General features: G+C 63.2%; 17 protein-coding genes. 5 read left to right on the top strand and 12 right to left on the bottom strand.

The window, feature by feature from the left end; genetic code table 11:
* Positions 1 to 2: 2 nt before the first annotated feature.
* Positions 3 to 854, bottom strand: a complete 852-nt coding sequence (gene motA, locus CRO75_RS02105) for a flagellar motor stator protein MotA (protein ID WP_007921402.1) — start codon at positions 852 to 854, stop codon at positions 3 to 5.
* A gap of 166 nt (positions 855 to 1,020) precedes the next feature.
* On the opposite strand from motA, the gene CRO75_RS02100 reads away from it, so the two are divergent.
* From CRO75_RS02100 to asd, 3 genes are read left to right on the top strand one after another with little or no spacing between them, the layout of a single operon-like run.
* Positions 1,021 to 2,559 carry an HDOD domain-containing protein gene (locus CRO75_RS02100; protein WP_097134301.1) on the top strand — a complete coding sequence of 513 codons (1,539 nt, stop codon included), beginning with the start codon at positions 1,021 to 1,023 and terminating at the stop codon, positions 2,557 to 2,559.
* 43 nt (positions 2,560 to 2,602) lie between these two features.
* Entirely contained in the window at positions 2,603 to 3,418 is an 816-nt protein-coding gene (rhdA, locus tag CRO75_RS02095; protein WP_097134300.1) for a thiosulfate sulfurtransferase, read from the top strand.
* 17 nt (positions 3,419 to 3,435) lie between these two features.
* Complete coding sequence (gene asd, locus CRO75_RS02090; protein WP_053259415.1) at positions 3,436 to 4,296, top strand: archaetidylserine decarboxylase; 861 nt, start codon at positions 3,436 to 3,438, stop codon at positions 4,294 to 4,296.
* Positions 4,297 to 4,367: 71 nt separating this feature from the next.
* Here asd and serB read toward each other — a convergent pair whose 3' ends face one another.
* Complete coding sequence (gene serB / locus CRO75_RS02085) at positions 4,368 to 5,582, bottom strand: phosphoserine phosphatase SerB (RefSeq protein ID WP_009041895.1); 1,215 nt, start codon at positions 5,580 to 5,582, stop codon at positions 4,368 to 4,370.
* Between the two features lie 134 nt (positions 5,583 to 5,716).
* On the opposite strand from serB, the gene CRO75_RS02080 reads away from it, so the two are divergent.
* Positions 5,717 to 7,261, top strand: coding sequence for an AhpA/YtjB family protein (locus tag CRO75_RS02080; RefSeq protein WP_097134299.1), 1,545 nt, complete (start codon positions 5,717 to 5,719; stop codon positions 7,259 to 7,261).
* 206 nt (positions 7,262 to 7,467) lie between these two features.
* Here CRO75_RS02080 and CRO75_RS02075 read toward each other — a convergent pair whose 3' ends face one another.
* From CRO75_RS02075 to CRO75_RS02035, 9 genes are all read right to left on the bottom strand, one after another.
* Positions 7,468 to 8,181: an ABC-type transport auxiliary lipoprotein family protein gene (locus CRO75_RS02075; RefSeq protein ID WP_007921414.1), complete on the bottom strand. Its 714-nt coding sequence runs from the start codon at positions 8,179 to 8,181 to the stop codon at positions 7,468 to 7,470.
* A 179-nt stretch (positions 8,182 to 8,360) separates the two neighbouring features.
* Complete coding sequence (gene parC, locus CRO75_RS02070) at positions 8,361 to 10,619, bottom strand: DNA topoisomerase IV subunit A (protein WP_009041892.1); 2,259 nt, start codon at positions 10,617 to 10,619, stop codon at positions 8,361 to 8,363.
* Between the two features lie 10 nt (positions 10,620 to 10,629).
* Positions 10,630 to 11,151, bottom strand: coding sequence for a TIGR02281 family clan AA aspartic protease (locus CRO75_RS02065; protein WP_097134298.1), 522 nt, complete (start codon positions 11,149 to 11,151; stop codon positions 10,630 to 10,632).
* Positions 11,148 to 12,131: an esterase-like activity of phytase family protein gene (locus CRO75_RS02060; RefSeq protein WP_097134297.1), complete on the bottom strand. Its 984-nt coding sequence runs from the start codon at positions 12,129 to 12,131 to the stop codon at positions 11,148 to 11,150. Before CRO75_RS02060 ends, CRO75_RS02065 begins: the two co-directional genes overlap by 4 nt.
* Positions 12,131 to 14,038, bottom strand: coding sequence for a DNA topoisomerase IV subunit B (parE, locus tag CRO75_RS02055; protein WP_009041889.1), 1,908 nt, complete (start codon positions 14,036 to 14,038; stop codon positions 12,131 to 12,133). The genes CRO75_RS02060 and parE overlap by 1 nt, the downstream gene beginning before the upstream one ends.
* A gap of 42 nt (positions 14,039 to 14,080) precedes the next feature.
* On the bottom strand, positions 14,081 to 14,689 hold the full coding sequence (locus tag CRO75_RS02050) for a YqiA/YcfP family alpha/beta fold hydrolase (protein WP_007921424.1): 609 nt from the start codon (positions 14,687 to 14,689) through the stop codon (positions 14,081 to 14,083).
* Between the two features lie 116 nt (positions 14,690 to 14,805).
* Positions 14,806 to 15,618: a 3',5'-cyclic-AMP phosphodiesterase gene (cpdA, locus tag CRO75_RS02045; protein WP_097134296.1), complete on the bottom strand. Its 813-nt coding sequence runs from the start codon at positions 15,616 to 15,618 to the stop codon at positions 14,806 to 14,808.
* A gap of 99 nt (positions 15,619 to 15,717) precedes the next feature.
* The gene (locus tag CRO75_RS02040) at positions 15,718 to 16,170 is read right to left on the bottom strand and encodes a DUF1249 domain-containing protein (protein ID WP_007921426.1); all 453 of its coding nucleotides are present in this window, start codon (positions 16,168 to 16,170) and stop codon (positions 15,718 to 15,720) included.
* The gene (locus tag CRO75_RS02035) at positions 16,161 to 16,778 is read right to left on the bottom strand and encodes an NUDIX domain-containing protein (RefSeq protein ID WP_007921427.1); all 618 of its coding nucleotides are present in this window, start codon (positions 16,776 to 16,778) and stop codon (positions 16,161 to 16,163) included. The genes CRO75_RS02040 and CRO75_RS02035 overlap by 10 nt, the downstream gene beginning before the upstream one ends.
* Positions 16,779 to 17,001: 223 nt before the next feature.
* On the opposite strand from CRO75_RS02035, the gene CRO75_RS02030 reads away from it, so the two are divergent.
* Entirely contained in the window at positions 17,002 to 17,748 is a 747-nt protein-coding gene (locus CRO75_RS02030) for an RsiV family protein (protein ID WP_097134295.1), read from the top strand.
* Here the strand turns inward: CRO75_RS02030 and cytX are convergent.
* The gene (gene cytX, locus CRO75_RS02025; RefSeq protein ID WP_097134316.1) at positions 17,717 to 19,006 is read right to left on the bottom strand and encodes a putative hydroxymethylpyrimidine transporter CytX; all 1,290 of its coding nucleotides are present in this window, start codon (positions 19,004 to 19,006) and stop codon (positions 17,717 to 17,719) included. The genes CRO75_RS02030 and cytX overlap by 32 nt on opposite strands.
* Between the last annotated feature and the right edge of the window lie 90 nt (positions 19,007 to 19,096).

Genomic DNA, 19,096 nt, shown 5'->3' with positions numbered 1-19,096 from the left:
GCTTAGCGACCGCGAACCGCTTGTTCCAGCTCGGCGAAGCTCGGACGGTGCGCCGGGTACAGGACCTTGCGCCCGAACTCCACAGCCAGTGATGGCGGCATGCCGGAAGCCGAGGCCACCAGGGAGGCCTTGATGGCTTCATAGACGTTCAGCTCTTCCTTGGCGTCGTGGGCCAGGGAATGGGCCAGCGGGCCGAAGAATCCATAGGCCGCGAGAATACCGAAGAAGGTACCGACCAGCGCCGCACCTACGTGCAAGCCGATGGACTTCTGGTCGCCATCGCCCAGGGACGCCATGGTCACCACGATACCCAGTACCGCCGCGACGATACCGAAACCCGGCATGCCGTCGGCGATGCCGTTGACCGCATGGGACGGATGCTCGAGGTCTTCCTTGAGGCTGAACAGCTCCATATCGAACAGGCCTTCCAGCTCGTGGGGAGCCATGTTGCCGGAGGACATGATGCGCAGGTAGTCACAGATGAACGCGGTCATGCGCTCGTCTTTGAGCACGGATGGATACTTGGCGAAAATCGGGCTGGCGGCGGCGTCTTCGATATCGCCCTCGATCGCCATCATGCCTTCGCGGCGGCTCTTGTTGAGGATCTCGTAGATCAGGCCCAGCACTTCCAGGTAGAAGGTCTGGGAAAAACGCGAACCGAACATCCCCAAGGACTTCTTGAGCACGTGCATGGTCATGTAGCCGGGGTTCGCCTGCAGGAATGCCCCCAGCGCGGCGCCGCCGATAATCAAGACCTCGAAAGGCTGGATCAGGGCGGCAATCTTGCCGTGAGAAAGCACGTATCCGCCGAGCACGCTCGCGAACACGACGATGATGCCGATAATTTTAGCCATAGGTAGGAAGGTACTTACTGAGTCGGGTTCAAGGTCATATTCGGAAGTTCTTAAAACTCTTCTTCTACTTATCGGCAAAACTGCGCCAGACTATAGGCCGTTAAGGCGAAAAGCCAGTTTGGCCCGCTCTGGGCGTGTTTACAGCAGACGATGATTGCGCCCAGCCATGTCTAATGAAACGACAGTCCCAACTAGCGCCCCGCACTCCCTCGAATCCTGGATAAAGCTGCTTGATGCGGTCCGCCTGCCGGTGCCGCAGGCCAGCCATGACCGAGTCTGCAAAGCCATCAGGGACAATCGCAGCTCATTGCGCGACATTGCCGACCTGATGCAGGACAGCCCCGCGCTGGCCTTGAGCGTGATTCGCGAAGCCAATCGCCACACCCACGGCAGCATGAGCGAGCCGGCCGAGAACCTTGAGGTCGCCCTCAACCGCCTGGGCCTGGCGCGTACCGAAGAGTTGCTCGCCCGCCTGCCCGCCCAGCCCGAGGAGGAGATCCCGGTCGGGCTGCGCCAGTTGCAACTGATCAGCCAGCACGCGACCCAACAGGCCAACGGCTTTTTCGCCGGGCGCCTGGCCAGGCTCTGGCAGGACATTCACTGGGGCAGCCTGCTGTTTCTCTCGCCGCTGTGGCCCTTGGCGCTGGCCTATCCAAAACTGCTCGAAGAGTGGGAGCTGCGTGTCGTCCATAAAGCCGAACCGGCTCAGGAGGTCGAGCAGGAACTGTTCGGCGTCGGCCTGCTTCAGTTGGGCCAGGCCCTGGTCGAGGTCTGGCACTTGCCGATCTGGGTACAGCAAGGCTACCGCCTGCTGATCGACGAGCAGGAACAGTTGGTCAAGGCCCTGCATATCGCCCGGGACAACGCCCACCCGTTGCACCAGCGACAATGCCTGGATGCCGATCCGGCCCTGCAGCGCTGGCTGAACCAGCCGGCCAACAGCGTGCTGCTGGCCAACGCCCTGGCCCTGTCGGCGCAAGAGTCCTGGACCGGCCCGCACTGCATGCGCTGGCAATACCTGACCAGCCTGTACCTGCAAATGCCGATGGACGAACTGCAACAACAGTTGCACCAGCAAGCCGCGCAGAGTGCCCGGCATCACCGCATGCCCGACTTGTGGCATCCGGCCGAGGCGCTGCTCTGGCCCTGGGAGGCCCGGCGCGTGCATCGCGGCGAGCTCCCGGTTCCCGCACCAACCGCAGAAGACCTGGCCAAGTGGCGCAAGCAATGCAGCGAATTGCTGGTGGAGCCCAGCCGCTTCAGCAATGCCATGCACCTGACCACCTTTGCCCGCGACGCCCTGGTGGCGTGCGGCATGCGCCGGGTAATGCTGCTGATGGTCGACCGCACGCGGACCCAGTTGCGCGTGCATCAGATCGCCGGGCTGCCTGCGCCCGCCATGAACCTGGCATTGACGATCAACCAGAGCAGCGTGCTGCAAAGGCTGCTGGACGCTCCGGCGCAAGTGCGCCTGACGCCGACCAACAACGCCCAGTTCTCCGCCCGCCTGCCCGCCAGCCTGCGCACGCTGTTTCGTGGCGAGCACCTGCTGATGCGCTCGGTGCCCAGCAATGGCCGGGTGATCATGCTGATCGTCGCCGACCAGGGCGGCCAACCCTTCTCGGAAATCTCCGTACAGGCGTTCGGCAAGACCGCGCAGTGCATCGAAAAGGCCCTGCACAGCTTTACCAACCGCAGCCGCTGACGCTTGCGCTACAATCCCTCCCTTTGTGCCCTGGAGACCTCACATGCCTGACTTCTCTGGCTTGCCGCTGGTGATCGAGCCGAGCGACCTGCTCCCTCGCCTCGACGCCCGCGAACTGATTCTGGTGGACCTGACCAGCGCCACCCGCTATGCCGCGGGCCATATCCCCGGCGCGCACTTCGTCGACCCCAAGCGTACCCAGCTCGGTCAGGCACCGGCGCCAGGGCTGATGCCGCCACAGGCGGCCCTTGAAGCCCTGTTCGGCGAACTGGGGCATAACCCGGACGCGGTCTACGTGGTCTATGACGACGAAGGCGGCGGCTGGGCCGGGCGCTTCATCTGGCTGCTGGATGTCATCGGCCACTCCCGTTACCACTATCTGGACGGCGGGCTGCTGGCCTGGCTGGCAGACGGCCTGCCGGTCTCGAACGAAGTCCCGGCGGCCGTCGGCGGCCCTGTCGCCCTGACCCTGCACGACGAGCCGACCGCCACCCGCGAATACCTGCAAAGCCGTCTTGGCGCGGCCGACCTGGCGATCTGGGATGCCCGCGGCCCCCTGGAATACTCGGGGGAGAAAGTTCTCGCCGCCAAGGGTGGGCACATTCCCGGCGCGATCAACTTCGAGTGGACGGCAGGCATGGACCCGGCGCGCAACCTGCGGATCCGCAGCGACATGCCGCAGATCCTCGAACAGCTCGGCATCAGCAAAGACAAAGAAGTGATCACCCACTGCCAGACTCACCATCGCTCTGGCTTCACCTATCTGGTGGCCAAGGCGCTCGGTTATCCGCGAGTCAAAGGCTATGCCGGTTCCTGGGGCGAATGGGGCAACCACCCTGACACGCCCGTAGAGATTTAAGGTTTTAAGGACAGTTAATGAAAAAGCGTTTGTTTATCCTCAGCCAGTACCTGCTGCCTCACCACCTGCTGTCGCGCCTGGCCGGCTGCATTGCCGAGTGCCGCGTGCGCTGGTTCAAGAATGCCTTCACCGCCTGGTTCGCCAAGCGTTATCAGGTAGACATGTCTCAAGCGCTGGTGGAAGACCTGACCGCCTATGAGCACTTCAACGCCTTCTTCACCCGCGCGTTGAAAGACGGCGCCCGCCCGCTGGACCAAACCCCGGGCGCGATCCTCAGCCCAGCCGACGGCGCAGTCAGCCAGCTTGGCCCGATCGAGCACGGTCGGGTATTCCAGGCCAAGGGCCACAGCTTCAGCGTGCTGGAACTGCTGGGTGGCGACTCGGCCCTGGCAGCCCCGTTCATGGGCGGCGATTTCGCCACCATCTACCTGTCGCCGAAGGACTACCACCGCGTGCACATGCCACTGGCCGGCACCCTGCGGGAAATGGTCTACGTGCCGGGACGGATCTTCTCGGTCAACCAGACCACCGCGGAAAACGTGCCGGAGCTGTTCGCCCGCAACGAGCGCGTAGTATGCGTTTTCGATACAGAGCGCGGCCCGATGGCCGTGGTATTGGTGGGCGCGATGATCGTGGCCTCGATCGAAACCGTCTGGGCCGGCCTGGTGACTCCGCCCAAGCGCGAACTGAAGACCGTGCGCTACGACGAAGCCGCCCGCGCGCCGATCCACCTGGAAAAAGGCGCCGAATTGGGCCGTTTCAAGCTGGGTTCCACCGCGATCGTGCTGTTCGGGCCGGAGCAAGTGCAGTGGGCCGAAGAACTGGCGGCCGGCTCGCCGGTGCAGATGGGCCAGGGCATCGGCCTGGCCAAGGCCTGAGCCTTGGGCATAAAAAGCCGGACATAAAAAAACGCCGCGGATCGCGGCGTTTTTTTTGCCTTGGATTCGGCTCAGAGCTGGCCGTCGCGATCGCGGAAGCCCAGCAGATAAAGCACCCCATCCAGGCCCAGGGTGGAAATCGCCTGCTTGGCCGACTGCTTGACCAACGGCTTGGCGCGGAAGGCCACGCCCAGGCCGGCAATCGCCAGCATCGGCAAGTCGTTGGCGCCGTCGCCGACCGCGATGGTCTGCTCCAGGCGCAAACCTTCCTTGGCGGCCAGCTCGCGCAGCAGATCGGCCTTGCGCTGGGCGTCGACAATCGGCTCGACCGCGACACCGGTCACCTTGCCGTCGACCACTTCCAGTTCGTTGGCGAATACATAGTCGATCCCCAGCTTGGCCTGCAGCTGCTTGGCGAAGTAGGTGAAGCCACCCGAGAGGATCGCGGTCTTGTAGCCCAGGCGCTTGAGTTCGGCGAACAGGGTCTCGGCCCCTTCGGTCAGGCGCAGCGATGCGCCGATGGAGTCCAGCACCTTGATATCCAGGCCCTGGAGCAAGGCCAGGCGCTCCTTGAAGCTGGCACGGAAATCCAGCTCGCCGGCCATGGCCCGCTCGGTGATTTCCGCCACGCGGTCACCCACGCCGGCCGCCTTGGCCAGTTCGTCGATGACTTCCGCCTCGATCAGCGTCGAGTCCATGTCGAACACCGCCAGGCGGCGGTTGCGACGGAACAGCGAGTCTTCCTGGAAGGCGATATCGACGTTCAGCTCCTGGGCGACGCTGAGGAACTCGGCACGCAATGCCTGCGGATCGGCCGCTTCGCCCCGCACGGAGAACTCGATGCAACCCTTGCCCTTGTCGGCCGGGGTGTCCAGCGGCATGCGCCCGGAGAGGCGATCGATGTGGTCGATGTTCAAGCCGTACTTGGCGGTGATCGAACTGACGCGCTGCAACTGCTCGGCCGTGACCTTGCGGGTCAGCAAGGTGACGATATGGCGCTTCTTGCCCTGGCCGCCGACCCACTGCTGGTAATCCTCTTCGGAAACCGGCGTGAAACGGACCTGCTGGTCCAGCTCATAGGCGGTGAACAGAATGTCCTTGAGCACCGACGAGCTCTGCTCGTTGTCCGGAATTTCAACCAGGATGCCGAATGACAGAGTGTCGTGAATCACCGCCTGACCGATGTCGAGAATGTTCACACCACCCTGGGCCAGAACGCCGGTAATGGCCGCAGTGAGACCCGGACGGTCTTCACCAGTGATGTTTATCAGGACGATTTCGCGCAAGGCGCACCCCCGCAGGTGGAAAAAAACCGCATTCTACCCACTTTCAGTGACCATCGGGCACAGCCAGCGCTTTGCCGGTCTAGGGCCTGTCGCTATACTGCGCCTCAACTTCACGGACAAAAGAGCCGAGCTCAGTGAACCGGCCCACGCCAGTTAAAACCGATAACTTCTTCCTGCTGATCTTCCGTGCACTGCGTCACCGCCGTGTACCGATTGCATTGCGCATTGCCAGCCATAACGTGATCCTGGTCGCCCTGGCCCTGGTGATCTATGCCTGTGTGATGGGCCTGCAGTTCAAGCAGGCCATGCACGAACAAGCCGACGCCCTGGGTCAGAGCCTGACTACCCAGACCGCGACCTCGGCCACCGAGCTGTTGGTGTCCAACGACATCCTCAGCCTCAACGTGCTGCTGAATAACCTGACCAAGAACCCGCTGGTTGCCCATGCGGCGATCTACAGCGTGGACAACCGCATCCTCGCCGAAGCCGGTCAGCGCCCGAAAAGCAGCCTGCTGGGTGAAACCGAAGGCGTCTACCAGACCAAGATCACCTTCCAGGACGTGACCGCGGGCAACCTGCGCATCAGCCTGGACATGGAACAATTCCAGCAGCCGATGACCATCAGCCTGCAGAGCATGGGCATTCTCAGCGCGATCCTGCTGGCTTTGGCCCTGGCCTTGAGCCTGCGCCTGGGACGGCACATCTCCACACCGCTGATGCAACTGCGGGTCTGGCTGCGGGATATCGACGAGAACACCCCGGCCACCCAGCGCCAGGACGAGATTGGCGATCTGGCGCGCCAGCTGCACGCCAGCTTCGCGCCAGAGAAGGTCGAGCCGGAACCCGAACCGGAAGCCGAGCTCGACGATACCGACTACGACGACAGCGAAGACGCGGAACCGACCTTCGAGGTGCGCAACCTGCGTGACCCGAGCTTCGATGAAAGTGCTCCGGTGACCGGCCTCAAGCCCGCGCCACGGCACGTGGTCAACGCCGAAGAGGACCTGGTCGACGATGAAGATCCGTTCGCCGATCTTCGCGACAGCTCGTCCACCGCCACCGCTGCCAAGCCGATCGTGAAACCCACGGTACCGGCACAGCCGCAGCACAGCGCGGTCCTGGCCGTGCAACTGGGCGCCCAGGAGCAACTGCGCCGCCTGCCCCGCGCCCGCCTGACGGAATTGCTGGAACGTTATCGCGACTGCCTCGACCAGGCCGCCTCGCTGTACCAGAGCGAACTGCATACGCTGAACGACGGTAGCACGCTGATGCTGTTCCACAGCGAAGACAGCGGCGACGACTACCTGACCAACGCCATCTGCTGTGGCGAGTTGCTGCGCGCCCTGGGCCACGCTCTGCAAATCGAAGTGGCCGACAGCGGCATCACCCTGCAGCTGCAACTGGGCCTGACCCTTGGCGAAGAGCTGTTCGGCCTGAGCCAGATCGACCTGCTGCTGACCGAGACCGCCCAGGACGCCCTGGCGCTGTCCCAGCACAGCCGCAACCTGCTGCTGGTCGAGCGCAAGATCAACGATGACGCCCTGATTCGTCAGCGCGCGCGCATCCGTCCGATCGCCAGCCCGGAAGGTGCCTGCTGCGTCGAACGCCTGATGGAGCCCTACCCATCGATGCTGGAACGGCAACTGGCGCGGATGCACGAGACCCGCGCCAAGCTGTAAGCCAGCCGCCCAACAAAAAGCCCGCAGCAATGCGGGCTTTTTTGTGGCTGCGGCACAGTCGTCGCGAGCAAGCCAGTCGCCCCTCTGTAGGAGCGAGCTTGCTCGCGATACTCCATCAAGGGCGCACCATTACCTCAGGCTCAACCTGCCCCCCCAGAAACGACAAAGCCCGCTGATCAGCGGGCTTTGTCCTGGAACCGCAACACTCAGAAGCGGAACACTTCCATATCCGTGCGGATAGGCGTGGCCATTGGAATCTTCGGCTGCTTCTCCTGCTCGGCCGGCTTTGCCGCCGGCGCAGGCGCCGCCTTGCGGGGTACCTCGGCTACCGTAGGCTGGTTGGCCAGCGGCTTGAGGGCACCCGAGAGCTGCTCGGCCAGGCGTTGCAGCAATACGCCCTGGGCCTGGACCTGGGACGCGGTGGTACCGGCATGCTGCTCCTGCAGATGAACGATACGGTTGTCGCGAACCTGCCCACGGCGATCGATCAGGCGCCATTGCGCATCGAGAACCGCCGGTTGCGAGGCGCCCGAATCCAGGCGAGTGATCGACAGCAGCACCTGCACATCCGGAGTGAAACCGGTGCTCGCCGGCGCCAGCACTACACGCTGGCTGTCCAGCTGGCCGGCGACCTGACGCAACAGCAACTGATCGATATCGGAAGACAGGCTGCCGGCCCAGCGACCGTCGGTCGAAGCCTGCAGGCTGCCGTCGTTCTGACGTTGCAGCAAGGTTTCACGTTGCAGGTAGTCGGCAACCAGTACCGGCCCCAGCAATACGGCCATGCCGGCGCTTTGTGCCGGTTGAGCTGGACTTCCGCTGTCCAGCTGATACAGCGACACCGGCTGGTGTACGCTGCAACCCGCTAGGCCAAGAACGCCAGCGAGCAAGAAAACAAGAGGAAGGCGCAGAGCAGTCATCATCCCATCCAGGTGGCGGCCACAAGGCTAGCCACAGTGTAAATACTCAAAATAACCCTGAATAACGCTCAGCCACGCCGGCGCTTGAAAGCGCATATCATCCGTGAATATGCGCCATGACTCCAGTGTTGTAGCGCCGATCTACCGGTTAAATCGCAGATCGGACGCTCTAACCCGCATCAATTGAGAGTTTCTACCAACAACGCATCCACTCGCTGGAAGCCCCGTGGCAGTTTGTTCCCCCGGCGACCGCGCTCGCCCTTGTAATGTTCGAGGTCATCGGCCTTGAGCGACAGGGTACGTTTTCCGGCCTGCAGCACCAGTGTCGCGCCTTCCGGCAGTACCGCGATATCGGTCACGTACTCCTCGCGGCTGGCCACTCGCTCACCCGGAATCCCGATGATCTTGTTGCCCTTGCCTTTGCCCAGCTGCGGCAGGTCGCTGATCTTGAACACCAGCAAACGCCCCTCGGTGGTCACCGAAGCCAGCCAGTTCTGTTCACGATCGCTCACCGGCCGCGGCAACAGCACCTTGGCGTTGTTCGGCAGGCTCAACAACGCCTTGCCGGCCTTGTTCTTGGCTTGCAGATCCTCGCCCTTGACCACGAAGCCGTAACCCGCGTCGGAGGCGATCACATACAGCGCCTCGTCGTCCGGCAGCAGTACGCATTCGAAACTGGCCCCAGGCGGCGGCGTCAGGCGCCCGGTCAGCGGCTCGCCCTGGCCACGGGCCGATGGCAGCGTATGCGCCGCCACCGAATAACTGCGCCCGGTGGAGTCGATAAACACCGCGAACTGGTTGGAGCGCCCGATGGCCGAGGTCTTGAAGCCGTCGCCGGCCTTGTAGGACAGCCCCGTGGCGTCGATATCATGCCCTTTGGCGCAGCGTACCCAACCTTTTTCCGACAGAACGATGGTGACCGGCTCGGTCGGCATCAGCTCGTTTTCCGACAGGGCCTTGGCCTCGGCGCGCTCGACGATCGGCGAACGACGGTCGTCGCCGTAGGTTTCGGCGTCCTGCAGCAATTCGGTGCGCACCAGCTTCTTCAGCTTGGCTTCGCTGTTGAGCAAGGCTTGCAGCTTGGCCTGCTCCTTGAGCAGCTCGTCCTGCTCGGCGCGCAGCTTCATCTCTTCCAGCCGCGCCAACTGACGCAGGCGGGTATCGAGGATGTAGTCGGCCTGCACTTCGCTCAGGGCGAAACGCTCGATCAACTTGGCTCGCGGCTGGTCCTCGGTACGAATGATGTGGATCACTTCATCCAGGTTGAGGTAGGCGATCAGCAAGCCGTCCAACAGGTGCAGGCGGCGCTCGACCTTGTCCAGGCGGAACTGCAGGCGGCGGCGCACCGTCAGTACGCGGAACTCCAGCCACTCCACCAGCAGGGCCCGCAGGTTCTTCAACTGCGGCTTGCCGTCCAGGCCGATGATGTTGACGTTGACCCGGTAGCTGGATTCCAGCTCGGTGGTGGCGAACAGATGCTGCATCAGCTCGTCGGGATCGACCCGGTTGGAGCGCGGAATGATCACGATCCGGCATGGGTGCTCGTGGTCCGACTCGTCGCGCAGGTCGGCAACCATCGGCAGCTTCTTGGCCTGCATCTGCGCGGCGATCTGTTCCAGCACCTTGGCGCCGGACACCTGGTGCGGCAGCGCGGTGACGATGATGTCGCCATCCTCGATGCGATAGACGGCACGCATGCGCACCGAACCGCGACCGGTTTCGTAGATTTTCAGCAGGTCGGCGCGCGGCGTGATGATTTCCGCTTCGGTCGGATAGTCCGGGCCCTGAATGTGCTCGCAAAGCTGTTCGACCGTGGCCTTGGGCTCATCCAGCAGGCGCACGCAGGCCGTGGCGACTTCGCGCAGGTTGTGCGGCGGCACGTCAGTGGCCATGCCCACGGCGATACCGGTGGTGCCATTGAGCAGGATGTTCGGCAAACGTGCCGGCAAAACCAGGGGTTCCTGCAGGGTACCGTCGAAGTTCGGCCCCCAGTCCGCAGTGCCCTGGCCCAGCTCGCTGAGCAGCACTTCGGAGTAACGCGACAGGCGCGCTTCGGTGTAACGCATGGCGGCGAAGGACTTGGGATCGTCCGGCGCACCCCAGTTACCCTGGCCGTCCACCAGCGTGTAGCGATAGCTGAAAGGCTGCGCCATCAGCACCATGGCTTCGTAGCAGGCCGAGTCGCCGTGGGGGTGGAACTTACCCAGCACGTCACCGACCGTACGGGCGGACTTCTTGTGCTTGGAATCGGCATCCAGCCCCAGCTCACTCATGGCGTAGACGATACGCCGCTGTACCGGTTTCAGGCCGTCGCCGATATGCGGCAAAGCACGGTCCATGATCACGTACATGGAGTAGTTGAGGTAGGCATTTTCGGTGAAGTCAGCCAGCGATCGGCGTTCTACGCCATCCAGGCTGAGATCCAGGGAGTCGCTCATGCGGGCCTCATCAGTTCGTTGTCTGGCGCAGCAGCAAAGTGCCGCCGCGCTGGGTAAATTCAAGTTTTTTCAAAGCGCTCATGCCCAGCAACACCTGCTCGCCACCCAGGCCCGGCGCCACCAGCGCACGGACATCGCGCAGGACGATATCGCCCAGTTGCAGGCGGTCGAGGCGGGTTCGATAACCCTCGCTACGACCGTTGGCGGTACTCAGGGTCACCGGTGCGCCCTTCTCCAGGCCAAGACGCTCGGCCAGCCCGGACGGGATCGACACATCGGTCGCTCCGGTATCGAGCATGAAATTCACCGGCTGGCCGTTGATCTGGCCGCTGGCGACGAAATGCCCCTGGCCGTTGCCGACCAGTTTCACTTCGATGTAACCCTCATGTTGTTGCGAAGTGACGACAGCATTGGGGTTCTCCTGACGCTGTTCCCACTCGCCAAAAAACCGTGTCGCCAGGAACAGCCCGGCGCCCCAGGCCAGCACCAGCAGCACGCGCCCGGCACGTTTGCCCGGAGGCTGCCGGCTCACGGCTTGGCACTCCAACCGCCCTCGGGCGCGGCGAAGCGCCAGACGATCGGGCGTTTTTCACCGTCGGCACGGGCTCCGGTGTTGTTATCCACACCGATCCAGGCGCCGTCGGCATCCACCACCAGGGCCTCGGTCAGGCCATAGGCCTGTGGATAACGCCGGTTTTCCTGCAACGCCTCGGCGGCAAACGACCAGCAACGCTCGAGCTTGGCCGTCGACGCATCACGACGACAGACCTGGAACGCATTGCGCTCGAGGGTGAACAACTTGCCCTCGAACAGCGACAGGTCGGCGAAATCCCGGGACACCGCCTTGGCCTTGGGCATCTGCGGCGGCTGCATTTCCAGCCCGGCCTCGCTGAGCAGCACACAGCCACCGTCGCAGTCCCAGACACTCTGCTGGCGCTTGATCAACAACAGCCCGCGGCGCTCGCGCTCGGCGGCCAGCCAGATCCGGTCGCCGGCCGGGTTGACCGCCAGGCCTTCGAACAAGGCATTGAAGTGCAGCAACATACCGCTGGCCCGCGCCTCGCGCACCATGATCGGCGAAATCTTCAGCCAGGCGGCGGACCCCGTCGACGGCAGCTGCAACACTGCCGCATGGGACTCGCTGACCACATACTTGTTGCCGGCGCTGTCGCAGGTAATGCCCTCGAAGTCCAGTTCGCCGCCGCGCACGAACGACGCGACCCAGGTGCGCGAGCTCAAGCCCCAGGGCAAACCGCTGTCCGGCACCGGCGGCACGTCGATGCGCACGGTTTCGGCCTGCCAGACGCGGTCGCTGGTATCGAGCCGATAGATCTGGTCATCGTCGCGGTCGGAGACCGTCCACAGCTCCTTGCCGCACAATGCCAGCCCCGACAGGTTGCCGCCACGCATGCCGTCCACCGGATGCTCGGCCAGCAGCCTCAACTCGGGCAAGGGGTCGGCCATCGCCGAGGTTGCCAATAGCAGTAATGCCAGGGCAAAGCCTCTGCGCATCAGGCCAGAACCTCGGCCAGGTTACCCTTGGACTCCAGCCAGCTTTTGCGATCGCCGGCGCGTTTCTTCGCCAGCAGCATGTCCATCATTTCCGAGGTCGCGGCGAAGTCTTCACCCAGGGTCAACTGCACCAGGCGCCGGGTGTTCGGGTCCATGGTGGTTTCGCGCAGTTGCGGCGGGTTCATTTCACCCAGGCCCTTGAATCGGGTGACCTGCGGCTTGCCACGCTTCTTCTCGGCCACCAGGCGATCGAGGATGCCATCGCGCTCGGCTTCGTCGAGGGCGTAATAGATCTCCTTGCCCAGGTCGATGCGGTACAGCGGCGGCATCGCCACGTAGACGTGACCGGCATCCACCAGCGGGCGGAAATGCTGGACGAACAGCGCGCAGAGCAGCGTCGCGATGTGCAAGCCGTCGGAGTCGGCGTCGGCGAGGATGCAGATCTTGCCGTAGCGCAGTTGGCTCATGTCCTCGGCGCCCGGGTCGACCCCGATGGCCACGGCGATGTTGTGCACTTCCTGGCTGGCCAGGACTTCGCTGCCGTCGACTTCCCAGGTGTTGAGGATCTTGCCGCGCAGCGGCAGGATCGCCTGGAATTCCTTGTCCCGCGCCTGTTTGGCCGAACCACCGGCAGAATCACCTTCCACCAGGAACAGCTCGGAACGCATCGGGTCCTGGCCGGCGCAATCCGCCAGCTTGCCTGGCAATGCCGGGCCCTGGGTGATGCGCTTGCGCTCGACCTTCTTGCTGGCCTTGAGGCGACGGCCGGCGTTGCTGATGGCCAGCTCCGCCAGTTGCATGCCCAGCTCAGGGTTGGCGTTGAGCCACAGGCTGAACGCGTCCTTGACCACGCCCGAAACGAAGGCGGCCGCCTCGCGGGACGACAGGCGTTCCTTGGTCTGGCCGGAGAACTGCGCGTCCTGCATCTTCATCGACAGAACGAAGGCGATGCGCTCCCAGACATCTTCCGGGGCCAGCTTCAGGCCACGCGGCAGCAGGTTGCGGAATTCGCAGAACTCGCGCATGGCGTCCAGCAGGCCCTGGCGCAAACCGTTGACGTGAGTACCGCCCTGGGCGGTCGGGATCAGGTTGACGTAGCTTTCCTGCACACTGTCGCCGCCTTCCGGCAACCACAGCAGGGCCCAGTCCACCGCTTCCTTGTTACCGGCCAGGCTGCCGCAGAAAGGTTCGGCCGGCAGGCGTTCGAATTCGCTGACCGCGTCCACCAGATAGGAGCGCAGGCCGTCTTCGTAATGCCACTCGACCTTCTCGCCGGTGCCTTTGTCTTCGAAGCTGACCAGCAGCCCCGGGCACAATACGGCCTTGGCCTTGAGCACATGCTTGAGGCGGCTGACGGAGAATTTCGGCGAATCGAAGTATTTCGGATCCGGGGCGAAATACACGCTGGTCCCGGTATTGCGCTTGCCGACGCTGCCGACCACTTCCAGTTCGGTGGCCTTGAAGCCGTCGGCGAAGGTCATCTGGTATTCGTTGCCATCACGCTTGACCCGCACCCGCACCTGGGTCGACAAGGCGTTGACCACGGAAATACCCACTCCGTGCAGACCGCCGGAGAACTGGTAGTTCTTGTTGGAGAACTTGCCGCCCGCATGGAGCTTGGTGAGGATCAGTTCGACGCCGGACACGCCCTCTTCGGGGTGAATGTCCACTGGCATGCCGCGACCGTCATCGGACACTTCCAGGGAATGGTCGGCATGCAGGATGACCTGGATCGACTTCGCGTGCCCCGCCAGGGCTTCGTCGACACTGTTGTCGATGACTTCCTGGGCGAGGTGGTTCGGCCGGGTGGTATCGGTGTACATGCCCGGGCGTTTGCGCACCGGGTCGAGGCCCGAGAGGACTTCGATGGCGTCTGCGTTATAAGAGCTAGCGCTGGGAGTGGCCATGGGGTCTCGTCGTTAGTCGTTCAATGAAATAGAAGCGAGGGTTCACAGCGAGGTGAAATCGATCGCCTGGTACTGATCTGGGCCGATGCCGGCAAAATTCAACAACGCCGGCAATTGTCCGGCAAAACCCTGGAAACTATGGTCGCCGCCGGCCTGGATGCGCAAGGCACAGGCTCGGTAATACAGCTGGGCGCTGCGATAGTCCAGCGTCTCGTCACCTGTCTGCAGCCAGACCTGGAACCGCTGCGGGTCCTGGGGCGCCGGCACTTCCAGCTCGGCCAGGGCCGTCACGTGGTCGTGGGTCAATTCCCAGGTTTCCCCGGTATAGAGGTTGGTCTGCGTGCCCAGAAAGCCGTCGAACATCCGGTGCGGACTGACCGCGGGGTTGATCAGCAGGGCTTTCAGGCCGTGACGCTCGGCAAGGTGAGTCGCATAGTAGCCGCCGAGAGAGCTGCCGACCAGCAGCGGCCGTCCGAGTTCGGCAATCGCCTGCTCCAACTGGCCAATGGCCTCGCGTGGATGATGATGCAAGGCCGGCACCCGCAGCTGTTCACCGCGGCCGATCGCCTCCATGACAGCGATCAGCTGGCTGGCTTTCTTCGACGCCGGCGCGCTGTTGAAGCCGTGGATATACAGGATCGAACCGGACATGCGCACTCCCTTTGCATCGTGCAAAAAGGCGCAGTTTACAGGGTGTATCGCCGCTTGACTTGTGTTCAGGTGTATCCCTTTGTCCTGCCGCCGCCAACTGCGGTTCCGGGCCGGAATCAGTAGCCGTCGCTGCCGTAATCGACCTCAAAATCGAAGCCGGTGACCCGCTCGACACCGGTTTCCAGGCGCCCGTCGGGCAGCAGGCGCAGCCAGCGATAACCCGGCGCGGTCTCGCCGACCTTGAAATCCTCGCTGCCCGGTTCGAACTGGATGCAGGTCGAGGGCGACGCCAGCAGGCGCAAAGGCCCCTGCTGACGGTCGATTTCCTGATGCACATGGCCCCAGAGCACCGCGCGCGCCTGCGGAAAACGCTCCAGCACGGCGAACAACGCGTGCGGATTGCGCAGCCCGATGGGCTCCATCCAGGCGCACCCGATGGAGACCGGATGATGGTGCAGGCATATCAGGTGATGGCGTTCGGGGGCTTCGCTCAGGGCACTGGCGAGCAGTTGCAATTGATCGTCCTGCAAATAGCCCGGCACCGAACCGGGTACGGCCGAGTCGAGCAGGGTGATCCGCCAGTTGCCGATGTCCACCACCGGCGCCAGCAACGAACTCTGGGCCGCCTGCGCCATGATGTGCGGCTCGTCGTGGTTGCCGGGAATCCAGCGCGCCGGCGCCGGAATCCGCCGGGTCATGTCACGAAACAGCTGATAGGACTGCAGCGTACCGTCCTGGGACAAGTCGCCCGTCGCCAGCATCAGGTCGATCCGCGGTTGCTGTTCCAGCACCAGGTCGATCACCCGCTGCAGGCTGTCGCGGGTATTCATGCCCAACAGCGTACCGTCCGCTTCGGCGAACAGATGGCTGTCGGACAACTGCACCAGCAACACGGAATCGTCGGTGGTCAGAGTGGATACGCTCGGCAAGGCGGCCTCCCAGGGCGTGTCACGGGAAGTGAAGAATGGGGGCAATTATGCTGGGGGAAGTTCAAAAGAGGAAACCGGCGAACCGGACGCAGTTCACATCTACCGCACGGCCTCGAACTCATGACCGCAAGCCAGGCAGTGGCTCAGCCATTCACCGAGAAATACATTGAGCTGGGCCTTCTCGTCCGGCTGGTGCATGAAGGCATTCGGATACGGATAAATGCCACGAAAGCGCCGAGCGTGCTCGGCACTGATGACCTCGGCCATGCGCGCGTCGTGGTAGACCTGGACCTCCAGCTGCGGCACCGGCAGCCAGGGCAGGCTGTGCTCCTGACGCACCTGCAGGGTGGTGGTGTAGGGACAAGCCAGCAGCACTTCCAGCGCCAGCACGCCCAGCATCTGGTCGCCCTGGGTCACCGCGATCCGCCGCGCCACCGGCTGGTTGCGCATGTCGGGCAGCAGGCGCATCAGCCGGGCATAGTTCGCCTCGCAGGACGCTTGCAGCCCCACGAGATCGACCCGATAGCGATCGCGCACTTTGTTTACGACCATAACCCCCTCACTTCAACGCGGTTCAAAGCCAGCCATTGCAAGGCAATAATGCTCGCCGCGTTGGAAATCCGCCCATCCCTTACCGCCTGCAGTGCGTCTTCGAAAGCCCAGACCGACACACGGATATCCTCCGCCTCTTCCTCCAATCCGTGCAGGCCACCGGCACCGCTGCTGTCGCAGCGCCCCAGGTACAGATGCACGAACTCGGTGCTGCCCCCCGGCGACGGGAAATACTGGATCATCGGCCACAGCGCGGAGAATGTCAGTCCAGCTTCCTCCTGCGCCTCGCGGTGAGCAACTTCTTCCGGCTGCTCGTCCTTGTCGATCAGACCGGCGACCAGCTCGATCAACCAGGGAGTCGCGGTTTTTCCCATGGCGCCGACGCGAAACTGCTCGATCAACACCACTTCATCGCGTTGCGGATCGTACGGCAGCACGCAGACAGCATCATGACGGACAAAGATTTCACGACTGATCTCGCGCCCCATGCCACCGGCAAACAGTTCGTGGCGCAGGTGCACACGGTCGAGCTGATAAAAACCCTGGAAGCATTTCTCGCGCCGAACGATATCGACAGTGGTCGGCGTGGTGTTGGCAAAGTCCGTCATAGCAATCCTCGTATCCTGCTGTCCGATTCGAAGCTCCCCCTCGATATCGCGCCATCCTAACGCGCTGCTGACCGATGATGCAGCCCCTTTGCCATCAGCGGGATAGACGGCAAGGGGGCAAACCTAATCTAATTGCCTCTATTGAGCTTAGTGGCGAACTGATTGCCCCGCAGGCAGTCGAAGCCGGTAACTTTTGCCTACCTCTGGTTTATCAAGGACGCACATGTCGCTTCTTAAAATCGTCTCCGTGGCTTGCCTGGCCCTGACCCTGGGCGCCTGCCAAAGCCTGTTCCAACCCAGCTATCAAAAGCCCCTGCAAAGCACCAGCGACAAGTCGGAACAGATCAAGCCCGGCTGCAGCAATCAGGATTGCCCGCTGGTGAACATCGACACCGTGCACTTCGCCGACGAGCCGCAGCTGGATGCGCTGATTGAAAAGCGCCTGCTGCAGATGACCCGCACCACCGCGGACCAGGCCGTGCCAGCGACGCTGAGTGCCTATCGGGAGAAGTTCCTGCGCGAGGCCGACAGCCGCAACAGCATGTACCTGCAAGCCAAGGTACGCGAACAGCATGACGGCCTGGTGATCATCGAACTGGCCAGCTACCTGGACACCGGCGGCGCCCACGGCACGCCCGGTCGCGGCTTCATCAACTACTCCCGCGAGCTGCACAAGGAGCTGACCCTGTCCGACATGCTGCGCCCGGGCCAGGAAGCTGCGTTCTGGAAAGCTGCCCAGGTGGCCCATAACAGCTGGCTGATCAGCACCAAGCTGGACCAGGAGCCGGAGTTCATCAAGAGCTGGCCGTTCCAGAAAACCCCGAACGTGGCACTGACCTACGGCGGCGTGATCCTCAAGTACAACGTGTCGGTGATCGCGCCTTACGCGCTGGGCCACATCGAACTGAAGATCCCTTACAACCGCCTGAACGGCATTCTCAAACCCGAGCTGTTTCCTGGCCGTAACTGAAGGCTCGTCCCAGCAGCCCTTGCAGCAGCCCTGCCAACACCAGTGACGGCAGGGTTGCGCCAACGTCCGGATAGAAGTTGGCCAGCAGGTGATAGGTGCTGACCCCGCCCAGCCAGGCCAGCAACGCCGGCCAGCGCAAGCCCACGGACGGCACCTGGGCACTGCGCTTGCGCAGGATGAAGTGATCCACCAGCACCACGCCGAACAGCGGCGCGAACACCGAGCCGATCAGCAGCAGGAAGTTCTGATACTGAGCCAATGGCGCCAGGCAGGCGATCAGGGTACAGAGCACACCAATGGCCAAAGCCAGGTGCTCGACTTTCAGACGCAGCAGAATGCCGCTGGAAACCGCGGCCGAATGGATATCGGCAAAGGCGTTTTCCGACTCGTCCAGAAAGATCAGCAACAGCGGAATCCCCAGGCCCGCGCCAGCCAGGGCCAACAACAGAGCATTGACTTCACCATTCGGCGCAAAGGCCAGGGTGTAGGCCACGCCCAGGCTCATCAACCACAAATTGCCGATAAAGAAGCCCAGAGCCGTACCGCCAAAGACATTGCGCGCACGCTTGCCGAACCTTGAGTAGTCGGCGATCAGCGGCAGCCACGACAGCGGCATGGCGATCGCGATATCGAAGCCCACGCCGAGCGGCATGGAGCCGTCGCCGGCCTGGGCCCAGAGCGCGGCAAGATCGGCCTTGGCGAACAGGTTCCAGGTCAGCCACAGGCAGGCCGCCAACAGCAGCCAGATGCCCCACCTGCGCAGGATCTTGCGCACGAAGGTCAGCGGCCCGCTGACCGCGAGCAAAGTCGCCAGCGCGCCGAAAAACAGGGTCCAGAGCAAAGAGCTGGCCAGCAGGCTGCCCTCGCTGAACGCACGAGTACCCAATAGGCTGGCGGCATCGCGCATCACGATGATCTCGAACGAGCCCCAGCCCACCAGTTGCAACAGGTTGAGCAACGCCGGCAGGCTCGCGCCGTACGTACCGAGGCTGAGCTTGAGCGCCGCCATGGACGACAGGCCAGTATCGCTGCCGATCACCCCGACCGCCGCAAGCAGCAAGACACCGACCGCCGTACCGAGAAAGATCGCCAGCAAGGCACCGGACAGGCCCAGGCCTGGCGCCAGCAGCGCGCCGGTCTGCAACACCATCAGGCCGATGCCGAGGGAAAACCACAGGGAAAACAGATCGCGCGCGCCGAATACGCGCCTGTCGGCGGGGACCGCGGTGTCTGGTGAATAAGTGTTCAAGACGGTTATCTCGGGATGGGAAAAGGGCGCGTTAGCTGCAAGCCTCAAGCTGCAAGAAAAAGCAGGACCACTTTTGCCTTTAACTTGCAACTTGCTACT

The sequence above is a fragment of the Pseudomonas sp. LAMO17WK12:I10 genome (genome assembly GCF_900215185.1).
GTDB classification, from domain to species: domain Bacteria; phylum Pseudomonadota; class Gammaproteobacteria; order Pseudomonadales; family Pseudomonadaceae; genus Aquipseudomonas; species Aquipseudomonas chlororaphis.
Note: the sequence above shows the minus strand (reverse complement) of the source record. Positions and strands in the feature narration are given on the sequence as shown.

Bases quoted from the DNA above. Each gene is read 5' to 3' on its own strand.
- CRO75_RS02075 (WP_007921414.1), bottom strand. From the start codon at position 8,181: ATGACTGCTCTGCGCCTTCCTCTTGTTTTCTTGCTCGCTGGCGTTCTT.
- motA (WP_007921402.1), bottom strand. From the start codon at position 854: ATGGCTAAAATTATCGGCATCATCGTCGTGTTCGCGAGCGTGCTCGGC.
- CRO75_RS02040 (WP_007921426.1), bottom strand. From the start codon at position 16,170: ATGGTCGTAAACAAAGTGCGCGATCGCTATCGGGTCGATCTCGTGGGG.
- CRO75_RS02035 (WP_007921427.1), bottom strand. From the start codon at position 16,778: ATGACGGACTTTGCCAACACCACGCCGACCACTGTCGATATCGTTCGG.
- CRO75_RS02060 (WP_097134297.1), bottom strand. From the start codon at position 12,131: ATGCGCAGAGGCTTTGCCCTGGCATTACTGCTATTGGCAACCTCGGCG.
- CRO75_RS02100 (WP_097134301.1), top strand. From the start codon at position 1,021: ATGTCTAATGAAACGACAGTCCCAACTAGCGCCCCGCACTCCCTCGAA.
- CRO75_RS02030 (WP_097134295.1), top strand. From the start codon at position 17,002: ATGTCGCTTCTTAAAATCGTCTCCGTGGCTTGCCTGGCCCTGACCCTG.
- rhdA (WP_097134300.1), top strand. From the start codon at position 2,603: ATGCCTGACTTCTCTGGCTTGCCGCTGGTGATCGAGCCGAGCGACCTG.
- parC (WP_009041892.1), bottom strand. From the start codon at position 10,619: ATGAGCGACTCCCTGGATCTCAGCCTGGATGGCGTAGAACGCCGATCG.
- CRO75_RS02050 (WP_007921424.1), bottom strand. From the start codon at position 14,689: ATGTCCGGTTCGATCCTGTATATCCACGGCTTCAACAGCGCGCCGGCG.
- parE (WP_009041889.1), bottom strand. From the start codon at position 14,038: ATGGCCACTCCCAGCGCTAGCTCTTATAACGCAGACGCCATCGAAGTC.
- asd (WP_053259415.1), top strand. From the start codon at position 3,436: ATGAAAAAGCGTTTGTTTATCCTCAGCCAGTACCTGCTGCCTCACCAC.